This is a genomic window from Solilutibacter silvestris, assembly GCF_002895945.1.
In the GTDB taxonomy this organism is placed as follows: domain Bacteria; phylum Pseudomonadota; class Gammaproteobacteria; order Xanthomonadales; family Xanthomonadaceae; genus Solilutibacter; species Solilutibacter silvestris.
Genome location: NZ_NPZB01000002.1, coordinates 180276 through 201313 on the forward strand (window position 1 = coordinate 180276; position 21038 = coordinate 201313).

Here is a 21038-nt window from a genome sequence, read left to right on the forward strand (position 1 = left end):
CGGCCTGCCGGAATCGATCGTTGCCAATCACGGAATCCACATTGCGAACGGAGCTGTCCGACCTGAATTTGGATCGGGCCCGGCGAGCCCTTGATGGCGCGTCGAGCCGCGATCGTGGCCGCCTGCTCGGGTTACTGGCGAAGTGGCAGGCGAAGCCGGACGATCCCGCGTTGCGCGATGCGTTCACGACGAAATTGCAGGTATCGATCGCCGCGCGTGAAGCACGCGCCGCGCAACTGCCGATCGCGACGATCAATTCCGATTTGCCGATCGCCGTGCACGCCGACGAGATCGTCGAGCTGATCCGCAAGCATCAGGTGGTAGTGCTCGCTGGTGAAACGGGATCGGGCAAGACCACGCAATTGCCGAAGCTGTGCCTGCTGGCCGGGCGCGGGCAGGCGGGGATGATCGGTTGCACCCAGCCGCGACGCATCGCCGCACGTTCGGTGGCGCGTCGCGTCGCCGAGGAACTGCAGGTGGCGATGGGCGGCGCGGTTGGCTACCAGGTGCGCTTCAACGATCAGGTCGGCGACACCACCGCGATCAAGTTCATGACCGACGGCATCCTGCTGGCGGAAATCCATTCGGATCGCTGGCTGTCGCGCTACGACACCATCATCATCGACGAGGCGCACGAACGCAGCCTCAATATCGATTTCCTGCTGGGCTACCTCAAGCAGTTGTTGCCGAAGCGGCCGGACCTGAAACTGATCGTGACCTCCGCGACCATCGATACCGCGCGTTTCGCCGAGCACTTCGGCGGTGCGCCGGTGGTGGAAGTGAAAGGGCGCACGTATCCGGTGGAGATTCGCCATCGTCCATTGGAAGGCGAGGGTGAAGAGAGCGGCGAGCGCACGGTGCTGGATGGCATCGTTGCTGCCTGCGACGAGATCACCCGCGAGAATCCGCTCGGCGATACCTTGATCTTCCTGCCCGGTGAACGCGAAATCCGCGATGCGCACCAGGCATTGGAACGCCGCAAATACCGCAGTACCGAAGTGGTGCCGCTGTACGCGCGACTGTCGGCCAAGGATCAGGACAAGGTGTTCCAGCCGGGCGTGAAGCGGCGCATCGTGCTCGCCACCAATGTCGCCGAAACCTCGCTGACGGTGCCGCGTATCCGCTATGTGGTCGATCCCGGCTTCGCTCGCGTCAAGCGCTACAGTCCGCGCCAGAAACTCGATCGCCTGCACATCGAAGCGATCTCGCAGGCCAGCGCCAATCAGCGCGCGGGACGTTGTGGTCGCGTCGCCGATGGCGTGTGCATCCGCCTGTATTCGGAAGCCGATTCCGTCACCCGCGCCGAGTTCACCGATCCGGAAATCCGCCGCTCCGCGCTGGCCGGCGTGATCCTGCGCATGTTGAGCATCGGATTGGGGGAAATCGAGCGCTTCCCCTTCCTCGAACCGCCGGATCCGCGCGCGATCGCCGATGGCTGGCAGCAGCTGACCGAACTCGGCGCGGTCGATGCCAATCGCAAACTGACCACCATCGGCAAGCAGATGGCGCGGTTGCCGGTGGACGTGAAGTTGTCGCGCATGCTGATCGCCGCAAACCAGCATGGATGCTTGAACGAGATGCTGGCGATCGCCAGTTTCCTTGGTATTGCCGATCCGCGCGAACGTCCGGCCGATGCGCGCGCCGCCGCCGACACCGCGCATGCGCAATTCGCCGATCCGAAATCGGAATTCGCCGGCATCTGCAACCTGTGGGAGGCCTATCGCATCGCGCATGAGGAGATGAGCCAGTCGCAACTTCGACGTTGGGCGGAGAAGCATTTCCTCGGGTTCCTGCGCCTGCGCGAATGGCGCGAACTGCATCGGCAATTGAAGTTGCAGTGCGTGGAGATGGGATGGGATGAAACCGCCCGTCGTCCCGAGCATCGCGGATCTGCTGCACCCGACGGCCATCAGCGCAAAAACGGGTCGCTCGCCGTGCTCGCGACGACAAGCGAGATCCCATACGCCTCACTCCATCGTGCCCTCATCGCCGGCTTGCCGACCCAGATCGGCCATCTCGGCGAGCGCGGCATCTACGAAGGTCCGCGCGGACGTCGCTTCCAGCTGTTTCCCGGCTCGGCGCTGGCCAAAACATCCTCATCAAAAGCCGCGCCGCCGTGGCTGCTGTCGGCGACCTTGCTCGATACCGAAAAAGTCTGGGCGATCACCAATGCGGCGATCGAGCCGGAATGGGTGATCGCCGAACTGCCGCATCTGCTGGCACGGCGCCATCACGATCCGCACTGGTCGCGCGCGCAGGGTCGCGTGCTCGGCAGCGAACAGATCAGTCTCTTCGGTCTTGTTCTGGCGCCGAAGAAGCCGGTGCACTACGGTGCACTGTATCCGGAAGAATCACGCGCGATCTTCGTGCGCGATGCGCTCGTCACTGGTGAGATCAACACCCGCAGCGGCTTCCTCGCACGCAATCTGCGCACGCTGGAGCTGGCGAAGGAAGAGGAAGCCAAGCAGCGTCGCGCCGGGCTGGTTGTCGATGAAGATTGGCAGGCGCGCTGGTATCTCGATCGCCTGCCGCCACAGGTCCACAACGCGCAGGCGCTGGATGCGTGGTGGAAATCACTGTCGAAGGAAGCGCAGGCGGCGCTGGAATGGTCGCGCGACGATTTGCTCGTCGCCGATGAAACCGATGCCGCGCGCTTCCCGCCGTACCTGGCGATGGGCGATGTGCGGCTGGCGGTGCGTTACCGCTTCGATCCCGGCGCCGCCGATGACGGCATGACGCTGGTGGTGCCGCTGCATCTGCTCAACGCGCTGGATGAGGCGAAGTTGTCGTGGCTGGCGCCCGGTTTCGTGCAGGACAAGGCGGCGGCGTTGATCAAGTCGTTGCCGAAGATCCTGCGTCGCAACTTCGTGCCGGCGCCGGATTTCGCGCGGGCCTTCGCCGAAGCGCATCGCGAGCCGGAGACCGACGCGCTGGTGTCGGTGCTGGCACGTTTCCTCAAGCGCTTGTCGAATGTCGAAGTCGCGGCGACCGATTTCGATGAGGCCAGCATCGAGCCGCACCTGCGGATGAACCTGCAATTGCAGGATGAGTCGGGCAAGCATGTGCTCGCCAGTTCGCGTGATCTCGCCGGGTTGCGTGCGGAATTCGGCACTCGCGCGCAACGCGCCTTCGCCGGACGCGCCGCCAAGGATCTCGCACGCTCGGGACTGACGACGTTCCCGGACATCGCCATCCCGGCGCAGATCAGCGGCGACGGCGGGATCCCCGCGTTTCCGGCGTTGCATGACGATGGCGAGACCGTCTCGTTGCACGTGCATGCCCAGCGCGATGTCGCTGAACGCCACCATGCCACTGGCGTGCGCCGCTTGTTGCGGATCGCACTGGCGGACAAGCTGAAACAGGCGCGGCGGCAATTGCCGGTGCAGGCGAAGACCGCGCTGCTGTATGCCGCGATCGAATCGGCGGCGCCACAGCGTGGTGAAAAGATCACCGAGAGCGATCGCCTGCGCGAGGATCTGGTCGAAGGTGCGTTCGCCGCATTGTCGAACGATGATTTGGTGGACATCCGCGATGCCGATGCCTTCGCCGCGCGCCACGACACCATCGGCAAGACCTTGTTCGCCGAGGCGATGCGCCGCCTGCAGCAGGCGGAAACCATCCTGTCGCTGATCGCGGACATTCGCGCCAGGCTCGAATCGAAACTGATGGGCTGGGCCAGCGGCAACCTCGATGACATGCGTGCGCATCTCGCGGCACTGGCGCGACCCGGTTTCCTGCGCGAGGTGCCGGCGCAGGTGCTGTCCGAATACCCGCGCTGGCTCAAGGCGCTGTCGCTGCGGGCCGAGCGCGCGCAACGCGATCCCGCCAAGGACCAGGCGCGCATGCTCGAACTCAAGCCGTTCGCCGATGCGTTGGCCGTCGCCGATCCCGCCGATCCGCAAGTCCAGGCATTGCGCTGGGAACTGGAGGAATTGCGCGTGGCCGTGTTCGCGCAGGAATTGGGCGCGAAAGGCGGCGTTTCCGCCAAGAAGCTGGCGTCGCGCGTTGCCGGCTTGCGCACGTCGCGTTGATCGGCGTTAACTTGTTGGAACGATGACCGCTTCCTCCGCCATCGATGCCGTGCTCAACCATGCGCTGCTGGCCGCGCTGCCGCCGGCGCGTGCCGATGCGTTGCGCGCTGCGCTGGCCACGGCGCCAGCGATTCCGTCGTGGTTGCCGCAGGCGCTCGATGCGTTATCCGCGCTCGGTGCCGATGGCGATGCAGCGGTCGCTGCGGTGATCGCCGCCAGTGGCGCGACGCTTCCGGAGTCCGAGCGCGCTGCGCTTGCCGAGTTGATCGAAGGGCAGGTCGCCGAACGCCAGGTGCTGGCGCTGCATGGCCAGTCCGCGGGTGGCAGCAATCCCGAAGGCTTGCGACGATTGTTGCTGGCGATGACGCGCGACCTGCGCGTGGTACCGATCCTGCTGGCGACACGGCTGGCCGAATTGCGTTCGCTGGCCGATCGCCGCGACGATGCGACATCGGCATTGGCGCGCGCCGTGCGCGACATCCATGCGCCGCTGGCCAACCGCCTCGGCGTGTGGCAGTTGAAATGGGAGCTGGAAGATCTCGCGTTCCGCGTGCTGTCGCCGGATGACTATCGGCGCGTCGCCGGATTGGTGGACGAACGTCGTCGCGAACGCGAACACGACATCAACACCGCCAAGAAAGCGCTGGAAATCGCCCTGCAGGCGCACGGACTGAAGGCGACCGTCAGTGGCCGCCCCAAGCACATCTACAGCATCTGGCGGAAGATGGAGCGCAAGTCGTTGCCCTTCGAAGGACTGAACGATCTGCGCGCGTTGCGGGTGATGGTCGAGACGGTCGCCGATTGCTACACCGCGCTCGGTGTCGCGCACGCGTTGTGGCCGCCAGTGCCGGGTGAATTCGACGATTACATCGCGCGCCCCAAGAACAATGATTACCGTTCGTTGCATACGGCGGTGGTCGGTCCCGCCGGCAAGGTGTTCGAGATCCAGTTCCGCACCCACGAGATGCACCGCGGTGCCGAACTCGGTGTCGCTGCGCACTGGCGCTACAAGGAAGGTGGGCCATCCGACAGCGCGCTGGAACGGCGCGTGGTGTGGATGCGCCAGTTGCTGGATGTGCAGGCGCAGGGTGGCGATGTCGCGCTGGCCGAGGAATTCGACAGCGAACTGGTCGAGGACCGCATCTACGCGCTGACGCCGCGCGGCGAAGTGGTGGATCTGCCGACCGGCTCGACGCCGCTCGATTTCGCCTATCGCCTGCACACGGAACTCGGCCATCGTTGCCGTGGTGCGCGTGTCGATGGCCGCATCGTCCCGCTCGATACTCCGCTCGCCACTGGCCAGCGCGTCGAGATCATCGCCGGCAAGGAAGCGACGCCGCGCCGCGACTGGCTGCTGCCGGGCAACCGCTATCTCGTCAATGCGCGTTCGCGCGACAAGGTGCGGGCGTGGTTCCGCAAGCTCGATCGCGCGCGCAACATCCAGGTCGGTCGTGAATTGCTGGAACGCGAGCTCAAGCGTTACGGTCGTGCGCGCAGTCCGCTCGAACCGCTGCTGGCGCGTTTCCAGCAGGCCAGCGTCGACGAGTTGTACATGCGTGTGGCGCTGGGCGAAATCGGCCCGACGCAGGTATTGCGGGCGATCACCGACAGCGAGCGCGTCGAGCCAGAACCCGAACCGACAACGATCCGCAGTGGCCGCGAATCTCCCCCGGCGCCGTCGAATCGCCTGCGCATCGGTGGACTGGAAAATCTCGTTTCGCAGATCGCGCGCTGCTGCCAGCCGGTGCCCGGCGAACCGGCGATCGGATATCTCACCCGCGGACATCAGGTGAGCGTGCATCGCGCCGATTGCCCGACGCTGCTGCGCATGGCCGAACGCGCGCCCGATCGCGTGGTCGACGTGGAATGGGGACGACCCGAGACACAGCGCGTGGCCTTGGTGGTGGAGGGCGAGGATCGTCCCTTGCTGGCGCGCGACATCGTCAACGTGGTGGCGCAGGCCGGCTGCGCGATGGATGCACTGGAAATGCGCACGTCGAAACAGGGTGTGCAGGCGCGGCTGGAAGTGCGCGTGCGCGACGTCGATCAGCTGGCGCAACTCGGCGATGCCCTGCTGGCGTTGCGGGGTGTGCGCAGTGCACGCCGCCCGCGTTGAGAGCCCGTTCCGAGGCGCGGACGCTAGACTGGGCACGTGAACCCGATCATCGATCCCGTCGCATGCGCATCCTCCTGACCGGCGCCACCAGCCAGCTCGGGCATGCCGCGCTGCCGTTGCTGGTGGCCGAAGGTGCGGACGTGATCGCGTTGTCACGGCGGTCGGTTGCGGGCGGCGGTGCGGGCGTGGATTGGAAAGTAGCTCGATTGCCCGATGCGCTGCCTGCGCTGCCAACGCTGGATGGCATCGTCAGTTTCGGGCCGCTCGACGATTTGGCGCGATGGCTGGCGACGCTTGCCGATGCGCCGGCGCGGATCGTGGTCGCGACCAGTTCGATGAGTGCGGTCAGCAAGCGCGATGCGAGTGTTCCCGAAGATCGTGCCGTGGCCGAACGCCTGCAGCGTGGCGAAGCGATGCTGCAAGGCGAATGCGAAAGACTGGGCATGCGCTGGACGATCCTGCGCCCGACCATGATTTACGGTGTCGGGCGCGATCGCAACCTGACACCGATCGTGCGTCGGGCCCGGCGCTGGCGACTGTTCCCGTATCCGCGCGGAACCGGCCTGCGCCAGCCGGTGCATGCGCAGGATGTTGCCAACGCGGCGATCGCGGCATTGCATCGCGATGCGGCGGCGTCGCGCGTCATCGAGCTTGGCGGTGGCGAACGATTGCGCGTGGAAGACATGTTCCAGCGCGTGCGCACGAGCCTTGGCTGTCGCTCGCTGGCGCTGCCGGTATCTTTGCGCTGGATGCCAATCGCCGCGCGTGCCGTTCCGCGACTGCGCGGGGCCTTGTCGCGACTCGAACAGGATCTCGTCGCCGACAACACCGTCGCGACCGAGCTGCTTGGCATCCACCCGCGCCCGTTCCGTCCGATGCCGGCGACATGGGAGGCATCGCCATGAATGCCGCGAACACGCTTCGTTGCGCGGTGGTGCTGTGCAGCTGGAACGGCGAACGTTTCCTGTCGCAACAACTGGATAGCCTGCGCGCGCAGACGCAGCACATCGATCAATACGTGCTGTCCGATGACGGTTCGAGCGATGGCAGCTGGGCGTTGTTGCAGGCGTTCGCGGACGAACGCCGCGCGGCTGGCGCCGACGTCATCCTCCATCGCAATCCGCAGGCGCTGGGCTATGTCCGCCATTTCGAGCAGGCGCTGGCACGCGCCGACGCCGATGTGTTGTTCACCTGTGATCAGGACGATGCCTGGCATCCCGACAAGGTCAGCAAGATGATGGAAATGTTCGTCGCCGATCCTTCATTGCTGGTGTTGCATTCCGATGCGCGCTTGGTGGATGACGCGGGAACGCCCATGGGACGCACGCTGTTCGACGTGTTGGAAGTGACGCGACGCGAACTGCGGCAGATGCATCGCGGAGACGCCTTCCACGTGTTGTTGCGACGAAACATCGTCACCGGCGCGACCATGGCGCTGCGTCGCACAGTGGTGGCGCTGGCGAGCCCATTCGCCACGCATTGGGCGCACGACGAATGGATGGCGATGGTCGCGGCGATGCATGGCCGCGTCGATACGCTGGAACGCGCGCTGATCGATTATCGCCAGCACAGTGGCAACCAGATCGGCGCAGCGGCCAAGACGCCGTTGCAGCAGGTTGGCATCGGTGTATCGCGGCAGTCCTACCAGCAACGACAAGTGTTGCGGTTGCGCGAACTGGAACGGTGCGCCGCGCCATCGGGCGCAGTCCACGATTCAATCGCCGACCGTCTGCGTCATGCCGAAGTCCGCGCCAACCTGCCATCTACGCCATTCGCGCGTCTTGCGCACGTCACTCGCGAAGTGGGCCGTGGCGGCTATCACCGCTTCGGCTCGGGCCTGCGTTCCGCGCTCGCCGATCTGCTGGGCCTGGATTGATGGCGCGTCCATCCACCATCGCCGCCATCGTGGTGACGTATCGCCCCGAGAGCGCCACGCTGCAGGCATTGCTCGATGGGCTGGTTCCGCAGGTCGATCGCTTGTGGCTGGTCGACAACGCATCGGCGAACGTGGAATCGATTCGCGAACTCGCAAGCGAGCGCGGCGCAAGCCTCATCACCAATTCCGCCAACCTAGGTGTCGCCGCCGCGCTCAACCAGGGTATTGCGGCGGCGCGTGCGGCCGGTTGCGATTGCGTGTTGCTGATGGATCAGGACAGCCTGCCTGCGGACGACATGGTGATTCATCTGCACGAAGCGTTGCAGGCAGGCGGCGAACGGTTGGCCGCAGTCGGCCCCGCCCATGTCGATGTGCGAACCGGGCACGCCGCGCCGTTCGTACGCATCGGCTTTCCGTTCAACCACAAGTTGCAACCAGTGCCCGGCGAAATCGTCGACTGCGATTTCCTGATCACCTCCGGCTGCCTGATCTCGTTGCGCGCGATCGATGCCATCGGCGACATGGACGTCGGCTTGTTCATCGACAACGTCGACCTGGAGTGGTGCTTCCGGGCGAAGACGCGCGGCTATCGATTGGCCGGCGTCACCGACGCGCGGATGATGCATCGCATCGGCGATCGCCTGCATTGGCGACCGCGTGGGCGGGCGATCGTGCACGGGCCGTCGCGCCTCTACACCATCATGCGCAACCGCGTCCTCCTCTATCGCCGTCGGGACACTCCGTGGCGCTGGATCGCCCAGGACATCCCGCGCGCGCTGCTGAAATTCCTCGGATTCTCGCTGGTGGTGGCGCCGCGCCGCGCCAACCTGCTGGCCATGTGCCGCGGCCTGCGCGACGGATTGGCGGGCCGGGAAGGCCCCGACCCCGATGTGGGCTGAACGCCGACACCGGTACGGCACCGTTCTGCTCTAGACTGCGCTTTTCCACCTGCGGTTGCTTGCGTGGCACGCATCGACAACGACGAAGACGACGATCTCGAATACGACGACGCGGACGATTCCCATCCGCGCTCGCGCTGGTGGCTCAAGGCCTTCCTGGCATGCGTCGGGATCGGCCTCGGTTTCCTGATCCCGTACATGCTCTACCTCAACCACCAGGTGACGCTGCACTTCGATCAGTTGCGCTGGCAGTTGCCGACCCGCGTGTATGCCCGCCCGTTGCAGTTGCAGCCGGGCCTCGCGCTCGACATGGCGACGCTGAAAACCGAACTGGACGCTGCCGCCTATTACAACGATGGTATCGGCGATCGTCCCGGCACCTATGCGGTGAAGGGCAGCCACGCGCTGGTTTCCAGCCGCGGTTTCGACGATATCGGTGGCCATATTGCGGCGCATCGCATTGATGCCACGCTGGATGGCGGCCGCGTCACCGCCGTCAGCGATCGCGAGAGCCGCAAGGCAGTGGCGGCGACCCGGCTCGATCCCGCCCGCATCGCCACCCTGTACGGACGTGCGCAGGAAGAACGCCGACTGGTCAGCCTCGATGAAGTGCCGGAGAAACTGGTGACCGGCTTGCAGGCGGTCGAGGACAAGAATTTCGCGCGCCACCACGGTGTCGATCCACTGGGGATGATCCGCGCGCTGTGGGTGGCGATGCGTTCCGGTGGCGAAAGCCGACAGGGCGCCAGCACGCTCACCCAGCAGCTCGCGCGCAGCGGCCTGCTCGGGATCGGCAAGGAAGTCACGCCGAGCCGCAAGCTCAACGAGATCCTGTACGCGATCATCCTCGAGATGCGCTATGACAAGCGCACCATCCTCGAGACCTATCTCAACCAGGTTTACCTCGGCCAGCAGGGCGCGCAGGCGATCCACGGCATCGAGTCGGCTTCCGAATTCTGGTTCGGGCGCGACGTGCAATCGCTCAACAACGAGCAGATCGCGCTGCTGATCGCCATCGTGCGCGGGCCGTCGTTCTACGATCCGCGCCGTCATCCCGACCACGCGCTGGCGCGTCGTGGCTTCGTGCTCGACAAGATGCTGGAAAACAAGATCCTCACCCAGCCCGAATACGACGCCGCGATGAAGGCGCCGCTCGGGGTGACGCCGGCGCCCGGCAACGGTCCGCCGAATCGTTTCCCGGCCTATGTCGATCTCGTGCGGCGCCAACTCGCCAGCGATTATTCCTCCGATGCGCTGCAGGGCGCGGGCCTGTCGGTGATGACGGCGATGTCGCCCTCCGCGCAGGCCTATGCCGAAGGGTCGGTCACCGCCAGCCTGGCCAAGATCAGCACGCGTGGACGGCCACCGCTGCAGGCTGGCCTCGTCGTCACGGATGTCCACACCGGCGAAGTCGTCGCCGTGGTCGGCAGCCGCGATTTCCGCGAACAGGGCTTCAATCGCGCGCTCGACGCGCAGCGGCCGATCGGTTCGCTGGTCAAGCCGTTCACCTACATGCTGGCGCTGGCGCAACCGACGCAGTGGTCGCTCGCCACGTATGTGGAAGACACGCCGGTGACCGTGTTGCTGGGCAATGGCAAGACCTGGAGTCCCGACAATTCCGATGGCACCAGCCACGGCACGGTGCGGGTGATCGATGCGCTGGCGCATTCGTACAACCAGGCCACCGTGCGCCTCGGCATGCAGGTCCACGCCGAGCGCGTCAGCGAATTGCTCAAGGTGCTGGCCGGGCTCAGCGTCAGCACGCAACCATCGGTGTTGCTGGGCGCCACCGACCAGAGTCCCTATGGCATGGCGCAGGCCTACCAGTTCCTCGCCAGCGATGGCGAAATCCAGCCGTTGCGCGCAGTGCGCGGCGTGCTCGATCCCAAGGGCAAGGCGGTGAATCGTTACGACAAGACGCCAGCGGCGGCGCAGTCCGGCGATTCGGTGGCGGCGCACCTGATCACGGTGGCATTGCAGCGTGCGGTGAGTTCGGGCACCGGCCACCAGTTGATGGCCGACGGTTTCGGACGATTGACGCCCGCAGGCAAGACCGGCACCAGCAACGACAGTCGCGACAGCTGGTTCGCGGGATGGACCGGCGATCATCTCGCAGTGATCTGGGTCGGCAATGACCAGAACCAGCCGACCGGACTTTATGGCGCGACCGGCGCGATGCGGGTGTGGTCGGGCCTGTTCCGCAAGTTGCCGACATCGGCGTTGACGGTGAAGAACAAGGGCCTCGATTGGCAGTGGACCTCGGGGGCGAACAGCACCGATGCCAGCTGTCCGGGGGCGCAACGCCTGCCGTTCGTGCAGGGTTACGCGCCGCAGTACCAGCCGTGCACCGCGACGGCGCCGACTCCGCTGGATGAGTCCGGCAATCCGGTCGATTCCAACGCGCCTGATCAAAACGGCACGACGACGCAGCCACCGGATCAAAACCCCACGCCGTCGCAACCGCCGGACGTGCAGCAGTAGTGGATGGACGGCACGTGATGGAGATGAGCACGTTGGCGCAGGCCGTGGACGACGCGCTCGGTGAAGGCGGCGCGCTGGCGACGGCGTTGCCGGCGTTCACCACGCGGCCGTCGCAGCAACGCCTGGCGGTGGCGATCACGCAGGCGATCGAACAGCGTTCCGAATTGCTGGCCGAAGCCGGCACCGGCACCGGCAAGACTTACGCCTATCTGGTGCCGCTGCTGATCTCCAAGCGCAAGGCCATCGTTTCGACCGGCACCCGCGCGCTGCAGGATCAGCTGTATCACCGCGATCTGCCGCGCGTGCGCGATGCGCTCGGCATCGGTGTGAAGTCGGCGTTGCTGAAAGGCCGCGCCAACTATCTCTGCCGTTACCGGCTGGAAAAGGCCAAGGGCGAACCACGTTTCACCTCGCGCGAACAGGTGGCGCAGTTCCAGCGCGTCGTCGCGTGGTCGGGGCGTACCAAGATGGGCGACATGGCCGAGCTGGCCGATCTCGCCGACGACAGCCCGCTGCTGCCGCTGGTCACCAGTACCGCCGACAACTGCCTCGGCAACGAATGTCCGTTCTGGTCGGACTGCTTCGTGGTGCAGGCGCGCCAGCGCGCGCAATCCGCCGACCTGGTGGTGGTGAACCATCATCTGCTGCTGGCCGATCTCGCCTTGAAGCAGGAAGGCTTCGGCGAAATCCTGCCCGGCGCGGAAGTGTTCGTGGTCGACGAGGCGCATCAGTTGTCGGAACTCGCCGCGCACTTCTTCGGCGAAGTGCTGGGCGCGCGCCAGATCGTCGAACTCGCCCGCGATGCCATCACCGAAGCCAAGGATGTTGCCGCGGCGATCCCGGTGGTCGATCCGCCGGCGCAGCGATTGGAGCGCGTTGCCCGCGATCTGCGCGCTGCATTCGACAATGCCCCGGTGCGCGGAACGCGCCAGCGTGCGCTGGCGATTGCCGAGGTCGAGGACGGCTTCGTCGATCTGCTTGATGCGCTCGCCGCCTTGCGTGCCGCACTCGATGGCGTGCGCGAAACCTCGCCTGGCCTCGACGCCTGCCACGCCCGCGCCGGCGATGCCGTGACCCGGCTCGAACGCTGGCTCGACGTCGACGTCGACGACAGCGATGACGTCTGCTGGTACGAATTGACGCCGCGCGGTTTCCGCATCCAGCGCACGCCGCTCGATGTCTCCGGGCCGCTGCGCCAGCATCGCGAACAGTCGAAGGCGGCGTGGGTGTTCACCTCGGCCACGCTTGCGGTCGGCGGCGAATTCCTCCACGCCGGCAAGCGCCTCGGCCTGTGGGAACCGGAAACGGTGCTGGAACCCAGCCCGTTCGACTGGCAGACCAACTCGGTGCTGTACTTGCCGAAAGGACTGCCGGAACCCTCCGATCGCGGCTTCACAGCCGCAGTGATCGATGCGGTGAAACCGGTACTGGAAGCATCGAAGGGTCGCGCCTTCCTGCTGTTCGCCTCGCATCGCGCGCTGCGTGAAGCCGCCGAATTGCTGCGCGATGCACCGTGGCCGCTGTTCGTGCAGGGACAGGCGCCGCGCGGACAGTTGCTGGAACGTTTCCGCGCCTCCGGCGATGGCGTGCTGCTCGGCACCGCCAGTTTCCGCGAAGGCGTCGATGTGGTTGGCGACGCGTTGAGCGTGGTGGTGATGGACAAACTGCCCTTCGCTGCGCCCGACGATCCGGTGTTCGAAGCGCGCCTCGAAGCGATCCGTCGCAGCGGCGGCGTGCCGTTCCGCGACGAGCAGTTGCCACAGGCGGTGATCGCCCTGAAGCAGGGCGTCGGACGCTTGATCCGCAGCGAAAGCGATCGCGGCGTGCTGGTGCTGTGCGATCCGCGCCTGACCAACAAGAGTTACGGAAAGGTTTTCCTCGATTCGTTGCCGCCGATCCCGCGCAGCCGCGACATCGACGACATCCGGGCCTTCTTCGCCGATACTTGAGCAATGAAACTGCTTGCCATCGAAACCGCCACGGAAGCCTGCTCGGTCGCGTTGTGGAGCGACGGCGAGGTGCGCGAACGCTTCGAGATCGCACCGCGCCGCCACGCCGAACTGGTGTTGCCGTGGTGCGATGCCTTGCTCGCCGAAGCGGGCGTGTCGCGCGCGCAACTCGATGCGATCGCCGTCGGCCGCGGGCCGGGCGCGTTCACCGGCGTGCGACTCGCCATCGCCGTCGCGCAGGGCATCGCGCTGGGGCTGGGTCGCCCGCTGGTCGCGATGTCGACGTTGCAGGTGCTTGCGGCTGGTGCGAACGCGCGCGATGGCGATCGCGTGCTCGCCGCGATCGATGCGCGCATGCACGAAGTCTATTGGGCGAGCTATTGCATCCGCGATGGCATTCCGCAGGAAACATCGCCGGAAGCGGTGGTCGCGCCGGCAGCGATCGATGTCGAAGGGGATGGCTGGCATGGCATCGGTACCGGGTTTTCCGCCGGTGATTCCGAACTGGCGAAGCGGTTGAAGCAGCAATTCGTCGCGATCGATGCCGCCGCGTTGCCGCACGCCGCCGATCTCTCCCGCCTCGCTGCAACTGCATTCGCACGTGGCGAGATCGTCTCGCCCGATCTGGTCGAACCCGCCTATCTGCGCAACAACGTTGCGCTCACTTTGGTCGAACAGCAAGCCGCACGCGTGCGCAAGGAAACGACTCGATGATGTTTCTCTGGCGCCAGACATTGCTTGCCATGGCAGCGCTCCTCACATGCGGAATCGCGCAGGCGAAGGGCGCCGGCAAGGTCTGGCAAGGCACGTTGGGCCCGAATGACATCGTGGTCGAGATCGACACGCCCGCCAAAGGCAGTGCCGACCTCGACGGCCGCTACTTCTACCGTCGCCACCGCATGGACATTCGCCTGGAAGGCAACGCCGGTATCGGTGGCAGCATCGTCCTGAAGGAAGGCTTCGGTGGTGACGACGCTGCGCAGGCCAGCTGGCGCATGCAGGCCCCGGCGCATGATCGCTGGGAGGGCGAATGGATCGGCCCGAAGGGACGGCGTCTGCCGATCCGCCTGCATGGCCTTGCTGCAGCAACCGCGACGACTGTGCGCGAACCTAGTCTGGCGACATTGCGTGGCCAGCTCGGCGATTACGCATGGCTGCGCCTCTCGGAACTGGAATTGCAGCGCGGCAAGACCCAGCAGATCAATGGCGTCACCCTGCAATGGCTGCATCAACCCGATAGCAGCATCGACTTGTTCGAAGTCACCTCGGGCTATTCCGCGGCGCAACTCCAGCGCATCAATGCGACGCTGCGCAAGCGGCTGTGGAGTTGGGTCGACAGCTATTACGACTGCATGTCCGGCGCCCGTGATGGCCTCGGTGAATTCGAAACGACGACGACATTGCGCCACGTCAGCCCGAAGATCATCAGCGCCAGCCTGTCCAGCAATTTCTATTGTGGCGGCGCGCATCCCGATTTCGGCGATTCGCCGCTCAACATCGATCCGCGCGACGGCCGCGAACTGGACCTCGATGACGTGCTGTGGCTGGGCCCAGGCAAGCCGTTGCATGCCGGCAAGGGCGATGACTGGAACGCGGCGTGGGCCGAGTATCGCGGCAAGCGTTTCGCGCCGTGGGTGGTGGCGCGGTTCAAGTCGTTGTATCCGGCCGAATTCAAAAAGGGTGACGACGAGTGCAGCTACGACGATCCGGGCGTCTGGGACTTCGCGCAGTGGTACGCGACGCCGAAAGGCATCCACCTGTCCGCCTATTTCGCCCGCGTGGCGCGTGCCTGCGACGACCCCGACTGGGCGATCCTGCCGTGGAAGCTGGTCGATGCGTACCCGGGTGCGGTTCGCATCCACTGAACGGATCGCTCCTGCGCTGACGCCATTCTGACTTCCGGCACATGCCATCGCGCCACGTCGGCGCAATGCTGCGTTCCATTGCAGGATGGAGCCGGACATGGATCGCTCTCGGGACACGACATCGCCACGCCGCCCGTGGTGGCACTGGCGCGGCGAATGGGCGCGAACCGCGGCGCTGTTGCTGATGCTCGGGGTATTCCGCGCCTCTTTCGCCAACCACTACGTGGTGCCGAGCGGATCGATGCAGCCGACGCTGGAACCCGGCGATCGCGTATTGGTGGACATGCGCGCGCATGGCCTGCGGGTTCCGTTGACGACCTGGCGAATCACCCGCGGGCAACCGGTGCAACGTGGCGAAGTGGTGATCTTCGATTCACCCGCCGATGGCGTCCGCCTGATCAAGCGCGTCGTCGCGATTGGTGGCGACACGGTGGAAGTGCGCGACGGCCACCTGCGCATCAATAACCATTGGATGGCGGACGGTCGTGGCGAGCAGGAACGTTTTGACGCACGCACGGTGACGCTTGACCTTGATGATGGCGGCGGCCCCGATGTCCCGCCGATGCGGATTCCGCAGGGCCGGTTGCTGATGATGGGCGACCATCGTGGCAACAGTCTCGATGGGCGCTTTTTCGGATTGGTCCCGGAAGAAAAAGTCTACGGACGCGCGACCGCAGTGTTCTGGCGCAGTGGCGAAGCGTTCGTCTGGAAACGCCTATAAGCAATCAGGTTCTCAGCGGTCGACGATCTCGCCAGCCGGCAAGAACTCCCACGTCCGCGTCACCTGCAGCACGTCGAGACCGTCCTGCGTCTTCGGTAGCGGCGGATACGGTTCCGCGAGTCGGGCGATGCGCAGCGCGGCATCGTCGAGCGTCTTGTTGCCGCTGGAGCGCGTGATGCTGAGGTTTTCGATGGTGCCGTCGCGGCGGATGTCGATCGCGATCATCACCGAGCCCTGCAGCTTGCGGCGGCGCGCTTCCTCGGGATAGTTGAGGTTGCCGACGCGCTGGACGCGATCCACCCATTGCCGCAAATAGGTGGCGTAGGCATATTCGCGGGTGCTCGCGGAAACGTATTTGCGCTTCGGCCGCTTGGCGTATTGCCGGGTCTGTTCGTCGATCTCGGCAGCCAGCCGTGCCTCGCTCATGTCCATGTCCACGCGCTCCCTGCCGGGCGGCAGCGGGCGGTCGCCCGGCGGCGAGGTGTCGCTGGCGGTGGCCGCGACCTGCGGACTGTCATGGGTGGTGACGACGCGGGTTTCCGGCGGGGGTTGCAGTGTCGGCGCCTGCGCCTGCAGTTCGCGCGCGGCGACGCCATCCTGCGGCGTCGGGGTGTCGCCGATCTGGGGATCGGTGGGACGGGTCGACTTGTCGTGTTCGCCGCCGCCCTGGTTGGCGGCCTGGGCGAGGAAATCCGCCTGCTTCGGCGTCAACGGCGTCTGTACCTGGGTCAGGATCACGTCCAGCGTCGGCACGACGGGCGCAGCTTTGCTGATGGCGAAACCGACGCCGAGCAGCAACACCGCATGCACCGCCAGCGACAGCAGGAAGGTCGCGCTCAGGCGCTGGCCATCGCCAATGCGCGGCGGCGCCGGCGTCGGCGGGCTGTCGCCATTCGCGCTGATCGGGCTGGTCGCGCTCACGCCGCCAGTCGCGTTTCGATGGCGTCGAACAGCATCCCTGCGATATTGATCCCGAACTGCGCATCCAGCTCGCGGATGCAGGTCGGGCTGGTCACGTTCACTTCGGTCAGGGAATCGCCGATCACGTCGAGCCCGACGAAGATCATCCCGCGCCGCTTCAGTTCCGGGCCGACCTGCGCCGCGATCCAGCGGTCGCGCTCGCTCAACGGGCGACCTTCGCCACGGCCGCCGGCAGCGAGATTGCCGCGGAACTCGTCGCCCTGCGGGATCCGCGCCAGGCAATAGTCGACCGGCTCGCCATCGACCAGCAGCACGCGCTTGTCGCCGTCGACGATCTGCGGCAGGTAACGCTGGGCGAGGGCAAGGTGCTGGCCGCCTTCGGTCAGTGTTTCCAGCATCACATTCAGATTCGGGTCGCCACGGCTGGCACGGAAGATCGAACGCCCGCCCATGCCGTCCAGCGGCTTCAGCACCGCCTCGCCCTGTTCACGCACGAAGGCCTTGAGCGCCTTGGCATCGCGACTCACCAGCGTTGGCGCGCAGCATTGCGGGAACCACAGCGCGGCCAGTTTCTCGTTCATGTCGCGCAGGCCCTGCGGATCGTTCACCACCAGCGCGCCCTGGCGCTGTGCCTGCGTCAGGATCTGGGTGTCGTGGACGAAATCGGGGTCGACCGGCGGATCCTTGCGCATCAGCACGATGTGACGGGCATCAAACTGCAGCGGCTGGAATTCGCCCAGCGTGAACCAGTCGGCCTTGTCGTCACGCACTTGCAGCAAGGCAGCCTCGGCCCCGGCGACGCCATCGGCCAGCGACAATCCGCCCGGTCGGACGTAGCGGATCGGGTATCCGCGCCGCTGCGCTTCCAGCAACATGGCGAAGGTGGAGTCCTTGGCCGGTTTGATCCCGGCGATCGAATCCATCACCACCACCACTTCGTGTTGCATGCCACTCTCCGCCTTCGCGATGTGCGGATGGTAGCAATATCGATCCGCACGGCTTAGCGGAATGCGCGCAAACTGCATCGTTTTCGTCACGCAAGCTTGACAGGCTCTGCGCCGGATGGAACATTCGCACGATTGGCATGCTCCCCCCGGCGTGCCCCCGCATCAGGACAGGTGGATGGAAGGCAACAACAGCCACGAGCGCTTCAACGGACTCAAGGTGATGATCATCGATGACTCGAAGACCATCCGCCGCACCGCGGAATCGCTGCTCAAGCGCGAGGGCTGCGAGGTGGTGACCGCGAGTGACGGCTTCGAGGCGTTGGCCAAGATCGTCGAGCAGCACCCGCACATCATCTTCGTTGACGTGATGATGCCGCGCCTCGACGGCTACCAGACCTGCGCCCTGATCAAGAACAACCAGGTGTTCAAGTCGACGCCGGTGATCATGCTGTCGTCCAAGGATGGCCTGTTCGACAAGGCCAAGGGCCGGATCGTCGGCTCCGAGCAATACCTGACCAAGCCTTTTACCCGCGAAGAATTGCTGGGGGCCATCCAGGCCCACGTGCCGGGGCATTGAGATGGACGCCGGTCTCAGCGCCTACCACTATCTCTGCGATCTCGACCGCCGCTGCCAATCGCGCAACGTCGGCTTGCCGCAGCATGTTTCGGGCGAGGGCGGCTGGCGCGGGCTGGGCTATCGCCTCGGCGCACACCAGTTGCTGTCCAGCTATGACGACATCGTCGAAATCCTGACCCTGCCCGAGACCACCCCGGTTCCGGGCGGGCACGCGTGGCTGCTCGGCCTCGCCAACATCCGCGGCAACCTGCTGCCGGTGATCGATCTCAAGCTGTTCCTGGAAGGCGAACGCACCGTGTTGCGCGAAGACCAGCGCATGCTGATCGTGCGCCAGCCGGGTGGCGATGTCGCCGTGCTGATCGATGCCCTGTTCGGGCAGCGCATCTTCGACGACCAGCACGCCGCCGACCCCGCGCAGGTGGGCGACGGACGCTACGGGCATTTCATCCAGCGCGCATTCCATGCCGACGGCGAGACCTGGGGTGTCTTCGACTTGTCGCGGCTGGTGCGCACACCGGAGTTCAGGCAAGCCGCGGCCTGAACGCGCGGCATCATCCATCCACTTCACACACATCCACGGCAGCGCAGCACAACAGCGCAACACGCGTCACCAATAGGGGCAAAACCATGAGCACCACAGCGGACAACATCCTCGGCAGGGCACGCGCCGCCGGCAGCAACTTCTGGGCGATCATCCTTGCGGGTGCATTGCTGGTGTTCCTGGTCAATGCGGGTTATTCGCTGTACAAGTCGTCGCGCTACAGCAGCGCCAGCGGTGCCGTGGCCGACCTGCAGGTGCTGTCGCAGCAGTACGCCAACCTCAGCCGCGCGGCGGTGGATGGCAAGCCCGACGCCTTCAAGAACCTCAAGACCGTTCGCGACGACATCCAGAAGTCGATCGCGGAAGTGGATTCGCGCTACGGCAGCGAAGCGGCGGTGTCCTCGGACATCGCGCGCGTCAAGGCGACCTGGGCGCCGCTGGCCAAGAGCGGCGACGCCATTATCGGTTCCGAATCGGTGCTGACCGGCCTCTCCAGCAATACCGACAAGTTCACTGCACGCATCCCCGACCTGCAGGCGCAACTCAACGAAGTGGTGGCGGGTCTCAGCAATGGCGGCGCCCCGACCGCCCAGCAGCAGATCGCCATGCGCCAGATCGTGCTGGCATCCGGTATGGGTCGTCGTATCGCCGAAATCCGCGCCGGTGGCGCTGGCGCCCCGGTGGCCGGCAACGGCCTGAAACAGGATGCCGGCTTGTTCGACCAGATCATGACCTCGCTGCGCGATGGCGGCACCATGGCCGCCAAGGTCACCACTGGTTCCGCAGTCGCGCCGCTGAACAAGGCGACGCTGATGTGGGGCGAGATGAAGAAGGATCTCGACGCCGTTCTCGGCAATTCCTCGCAGCTGTTCGCCGCGCAGGCCGCATCCGACAAGATCGGTACCGGCGCCGACAAGCTGCTGGCCGACAGCCGCAAACTGTTCAACAGCTTCACCGCGAGCGGATCGCTGAAGGACACCCACATCCTCGGCAACGTCTGGATCACCCTGCTGGCCGGTGCGTTGGCGGTGTTCTCGCTGGTGTTCCTGTTGTTCAACCAGTACCGCGCCCAGGCACAACGCCGCGCGGCGGTGGAAGAACTCAACGCCCGCAACCAGCAGGCGATCATGCGGCTCCTCGATGAAATGGGCTCGCTCGCAGAAGGCGACCTGACCGTGAAGGCGACCGTGACCGAGGACGTCACCGGCGCGATCGCGGACTCGATCAACTTCGCCATCGAGCAGCTGCGCAGCCTGGTGGGCACGATCAACGTCACCTCGGTGCAGGTCGCCGCCGGTGCGCAGGAAACGCAGAACACCGCGCTCAACCTCGCCGAGGCCGCAGAACACCAGTCGCAGGAGATCACCCACGCTTCCGACCGCATCAGCGAAATCGCCACCAACATCAACCAGGTGTCGCGCAACTCGGCGCAGTCCGCGGAAGTGGCGCGCAAGTCGGTGGAAATCGCCACCAACGGTGCCGGCGTCGTGCGCCAGACGATCCAGGGCATGGACAACATCCGCGACCAGATCCAGGAAACCTCGAAGCGCATCAAGCGACTGGGCGAAAGCTCGCAGGAAATCGGCTCGATCGTGGAACTGATCAACGACATTTCCGAACAGACCAACATCCTGGCGTTGAACGCGTCGATCCAGGCGGCTTCGGCCGGTGAGGCCGGCCGCGGGTTCGCGGTGGTGGCCGACGAAGTGCAGCGACTCGCCGAACGCGCATCACGCGCGACCAAGCGAATCGAAGGTCTCGTCCACACCATCCAGTCCGATACCAACGAGGCGGTCAGCTCGATGGAACAGACGACCACGGAAGTGGTGCGTGGTGCGCGACTGGCCGAACACGCCGGTACCGCACTGGGCGAAATCGAACGCGTGTCGAGCGATCTGGCAGGCCTGATTGAAGGTATTTCCCATTCCGCCGAGCAGCAGTCGACCGCGGCATCGAACATCACCCAGACCATGGACACGATCCGTTCGATCACCGCGCAGACATCGCAAGGCGCCAGCCAGACCGCGCAGTCGATCGGAACGCTGGCACAGCTGGCGACCGACCTGCGTCGTTCGGTGGCCGACTTCAAGCTGCCGGCCTGAGTGGCGGATCGT

Annotated in this window: 15 protein-coding genes; 13 read left to right on the plus strand and 2 right to left on the minus strand. The window is 65.6% G+C overall.

All coding sequences use genetic code 11. From position 1 onward, the window contains the following. The first annotated feature begins 62 nt into the window (after nt 1–62). The 10 genes from hrpA (at nt 63) to lepB (ending at nt 15938) form a co-directional block, all read left to right on the plus strand. Nucleotides 63–4031, plus strand: a complete 3969-nt coding sequence (gene hrpA / locus Lysil_RS08390; protein ID WP_425477171.1) for an ATP-dependent RNA helicase HrpA — start codon at nt 63–65, stop codon at nt 4029–4031. A 22-nt stretch (nt 4032–4053) separates the two neighbouring features. Then, the gene (locus tag Lysil_RS08395; RefSeq protein ID WP_103075179.1) at nt 4054–6147 is read left to right on the plus strand and encodes a RelA/SpoT family protein; all 2094 of its coding nucleotides are present in this window, start codon (nt 4054–4056) and stop codon (nt 6145–6147) included. Nucleotides 6148–6209: 62 nt separating this feature from the next. After that, nucleotides 6210–7052, plus strand: coding sequence for an NAD-dependent epimerase/dehydratase family protein (locus tag Lysil_RS08400; RefSeq protein ID WP_103075180.1), 843 nt, complete (start codon nt 6210–6212; stop codon nt 7050–7052). Continuing rightward, a complete protein-coding gene (locus Lysil_RS08405) occupies nt 7049–8023 on the plus strand; it encodes a glycosyltransferase family 2 protein (protein ID WP_103075978.1) in 975 nt (324 codons plus the stop codon). The genes Lysil_RS08400 and Lysil_RS08405 overlap by 4 nt, the downstream gene beginning before the upstream one ends. Then, nucleotides 8023–8922 (plus strand): glycosyltransferase family 2 protein, encoded by a 900-nt coding sequence (locus Lysil_RS08410; RefSeq protein ID WP_103075181.1) that lies wholly within the window; start codon nt 8023–8025, stop codon nt 8920–8922. The genes Lysil_RS08405 and Lysil_RS08410 overlap by 1 nt, the downstream gene beginning before the upstream one ends. A gap of 63 nt (nt 8923–8985) precedes the next feature. Further along, nucleotides 8986–11403: a penicillin-binding protein 1B gene (gene mrcB, locus Lysil_RS08415; protein WP_103075182.1), complete on the plus strand. Its 2418-nt coding sequence runs from the start codon at nt 8986–8988 to the stop codon at nt 11401–11403. 23 nt (nt 11404–11426) lie between these two features. Next, nucleotides 11427–13352, plus strand: coding sequence for a DNA repair helicase YoaA (yoaA, locus tag Lysil_RS08420; protein WP_103075979.1), 1926 nt, complete (start codon nt 11427–11429; stop codon nt 13350–13352). A gap of 3 nt (nt 13353–13355) precedes the next feature. Next, nucleotides 13356–14066, plus strand: a complete 711-nt coding sequence (tsaB, locus tag Lysil_RS08425; RefSeq protein WP_103075183.1) for a tRNA (adenosine(37)-N6)-threonylcarbamoyltransferase complex dimerization subunit type 1 TsaB — start codon at nt 13356–13358, stop codon at nt 14064–14066. Between the two features lie 29 nt (nt 14067–14095). Next, the gene (locus Lysil_RS08430) at nt 14096–15217 is read left to right on the plus strand and encodes a hypothetical protein (RefSeq protein WP_103075184.1); all 1122 of its coding nucleotides are present in this window, start codon (nt 14096–14098) and stop codon (nt 15215–15217) included. 97 nt (nt 15218–15314) lie between these two features. Then, nucleotides 15315–15938 (plus strand): signal peptidase I, encoded by a 624-nt coding sequence (gene lepB, locus Lysil_RS08435; protein WP_103075980.1) that lies wholly within the window; start codon nt 15315–15317, stop codon nt 15936–15938. A gap of 12 nt (nt 15939–15950) precedes the next feature. Here lepB and Lysil_RS08440 read toward each other — a convergent pair whose 3' ends face one another. Both Lysil_RS08440 and gshB read right to left on the minus strand, forming a co-directional pair. Continuing rightward, nucleotides 15951–16859, minus strand: coding sequence for an energy transducer TonB (locus Lysil_RS08440; protein ID WP_425477157.1), 909 nt, complete (start codon nt 16857–16859; stop codon nt 15951–15953). Continuing rightward, complete coding sequence (gshB, locus tag Lysil_RS08445; RefSeq protein WP_103075982.1) at nt 16856–17806, minus strand: glutathione synthase; 951 nt, start codon at nt 17804–17806, stop codon at nt 16856–16858. The genes Lysil_RS08440 and gshB overlap by 4 nt, the downstream gene beginning before the upstream one ends. Before the next feature lie 175 nt (nt 17807–17981). Here gshB and pilG point away from each other — a divergent pair, with 175 nt between their 5' ends. The 3 genes from pilG to Lysil_RS08460 all read left to right on the plus strand — a co-directional run bounded on the left by pilG (nt 17982) and on the right by Lysil_RS08460 (nt 21026). Beyond that, nucleotides 17982–18383, plus strand: a complete 402-nt coding sequence (pilG, locus tag Lysil_RS08450) for a twitching motility response regulator PilG (protein ID WP_103075185.1) — start codon at nt 17982–17984, stop codon at nt 18381–18383. 1 nt (nt 18384) lies between these two features. Further along, on the plus strand, nt 18385–18924 hold the full coding sequence (locus tag Lysil_RS08455; protein ID WP_103075186.1) for a chemotaxis protein CheW: 540 nt from the start codon (nt 18385–18387) through the stop codon (nt 18922–18924). An 86-nt stretch (nt 18925–19010) separates the two neighbouring features. Continuing rightward, a complete protein-coding gene (locus tag Lysil_RS08460; RefSeq protein ID WP_103075187.1) occupies nt 19011–21026 on the plus strand; it encodes a methyl-accepting chemotaxis protein in 2016 nt (671 codons plus the stop codon). The last annotated feature ends 12 nt before the right edge of the window (nt 21027–21038 follow it).

Excerpts from the sequence above, each read along its gene's own strand:
- gshB (WP_103075982.1), bottom strand. The coding sequence starts at position 17,806 with ATGCAACACGAAGTGGTGGTGGTGATGGATTCGATCGCCGGGATCAAA.
- pilG (WP_103075185.1), top strand. The coding sequence starts at position 17,982 with ATGGAAGGCAACAACAGCCACGAGCGCTTCAACGGACTCAAGGTGATG.
- Lysil_RS08455 (WP_103075186.1), top strand. The coding sequence starts at position 18,385 with ATGGACGCCGGTCTCAGCGCCTACCACTATCTCTGCGATCTCGACCGC.
- lepB (WP_103075980.1), top strand. The coding sequence starts at position 15,315 with ATGGATCGCTCTCGGGACACGACATCGCCACGCCGCCCGTGGTGGCAC.
- Lysil_RS08395 (WP_103075179.1), top strand. The coding sequence starts at position 4,054 with ATGACCGCTTCCTCCGCCATCGATGCCGTGCTCAACCATGCGCTGCTG.
- Lysil_RS08410 (WP_103075181.1), top strand. The coding sequence starts at position 8,023 with ATGGCGCGTCCATCCACCATCGCCGCCATCGTGGTGACGTATCGCCCC.
- Lysil_RS08460 (WP_103075187.1), top strand. The coding sequence starts at position 19,011 with ATGAGCACCACAGCGGACAACATCCTCGGCAGGGCACGCGCCGCCGGC.
- Lysil_RS08400 (WP_103075180.1), top strand. The coding sequence starts at position 6,210 with ATGCGCATCCTCCTGACCGGCGCCACCAGCCAGCTCGGGCATGCCGCG.
- tsaB (WP_103075183.1), top strand. The coding sequence starts at position 13,356 with ATGAAACTGCTTGCCATCGAAACCGCCACGGAAGCCTGCTCGGTCGCG.
- Lysil_RS08430 (WP_103075184.1), top strand. The coding sequence starts at position 14,096 with ATGGCAGCGCTCCTCACATGCGGAATCGCGCAGGCGAAGGGCGCCGGC.
- yoaA (WP_103075979.1), top strand. The coding sequence starts at position 11,427 with ATGAGCACGTTGGCGCAGGCCGTGGACGACGCGCTCGGTGAAGGCGGC.
- Lysil_RS08405 (WP_103075978.1), top strand. The coding sequence starts at position 7,049 with ATGAATGCCGCGAACACGCTTCGTTGCGCGGTGGTGCTGTGCAGCTGG.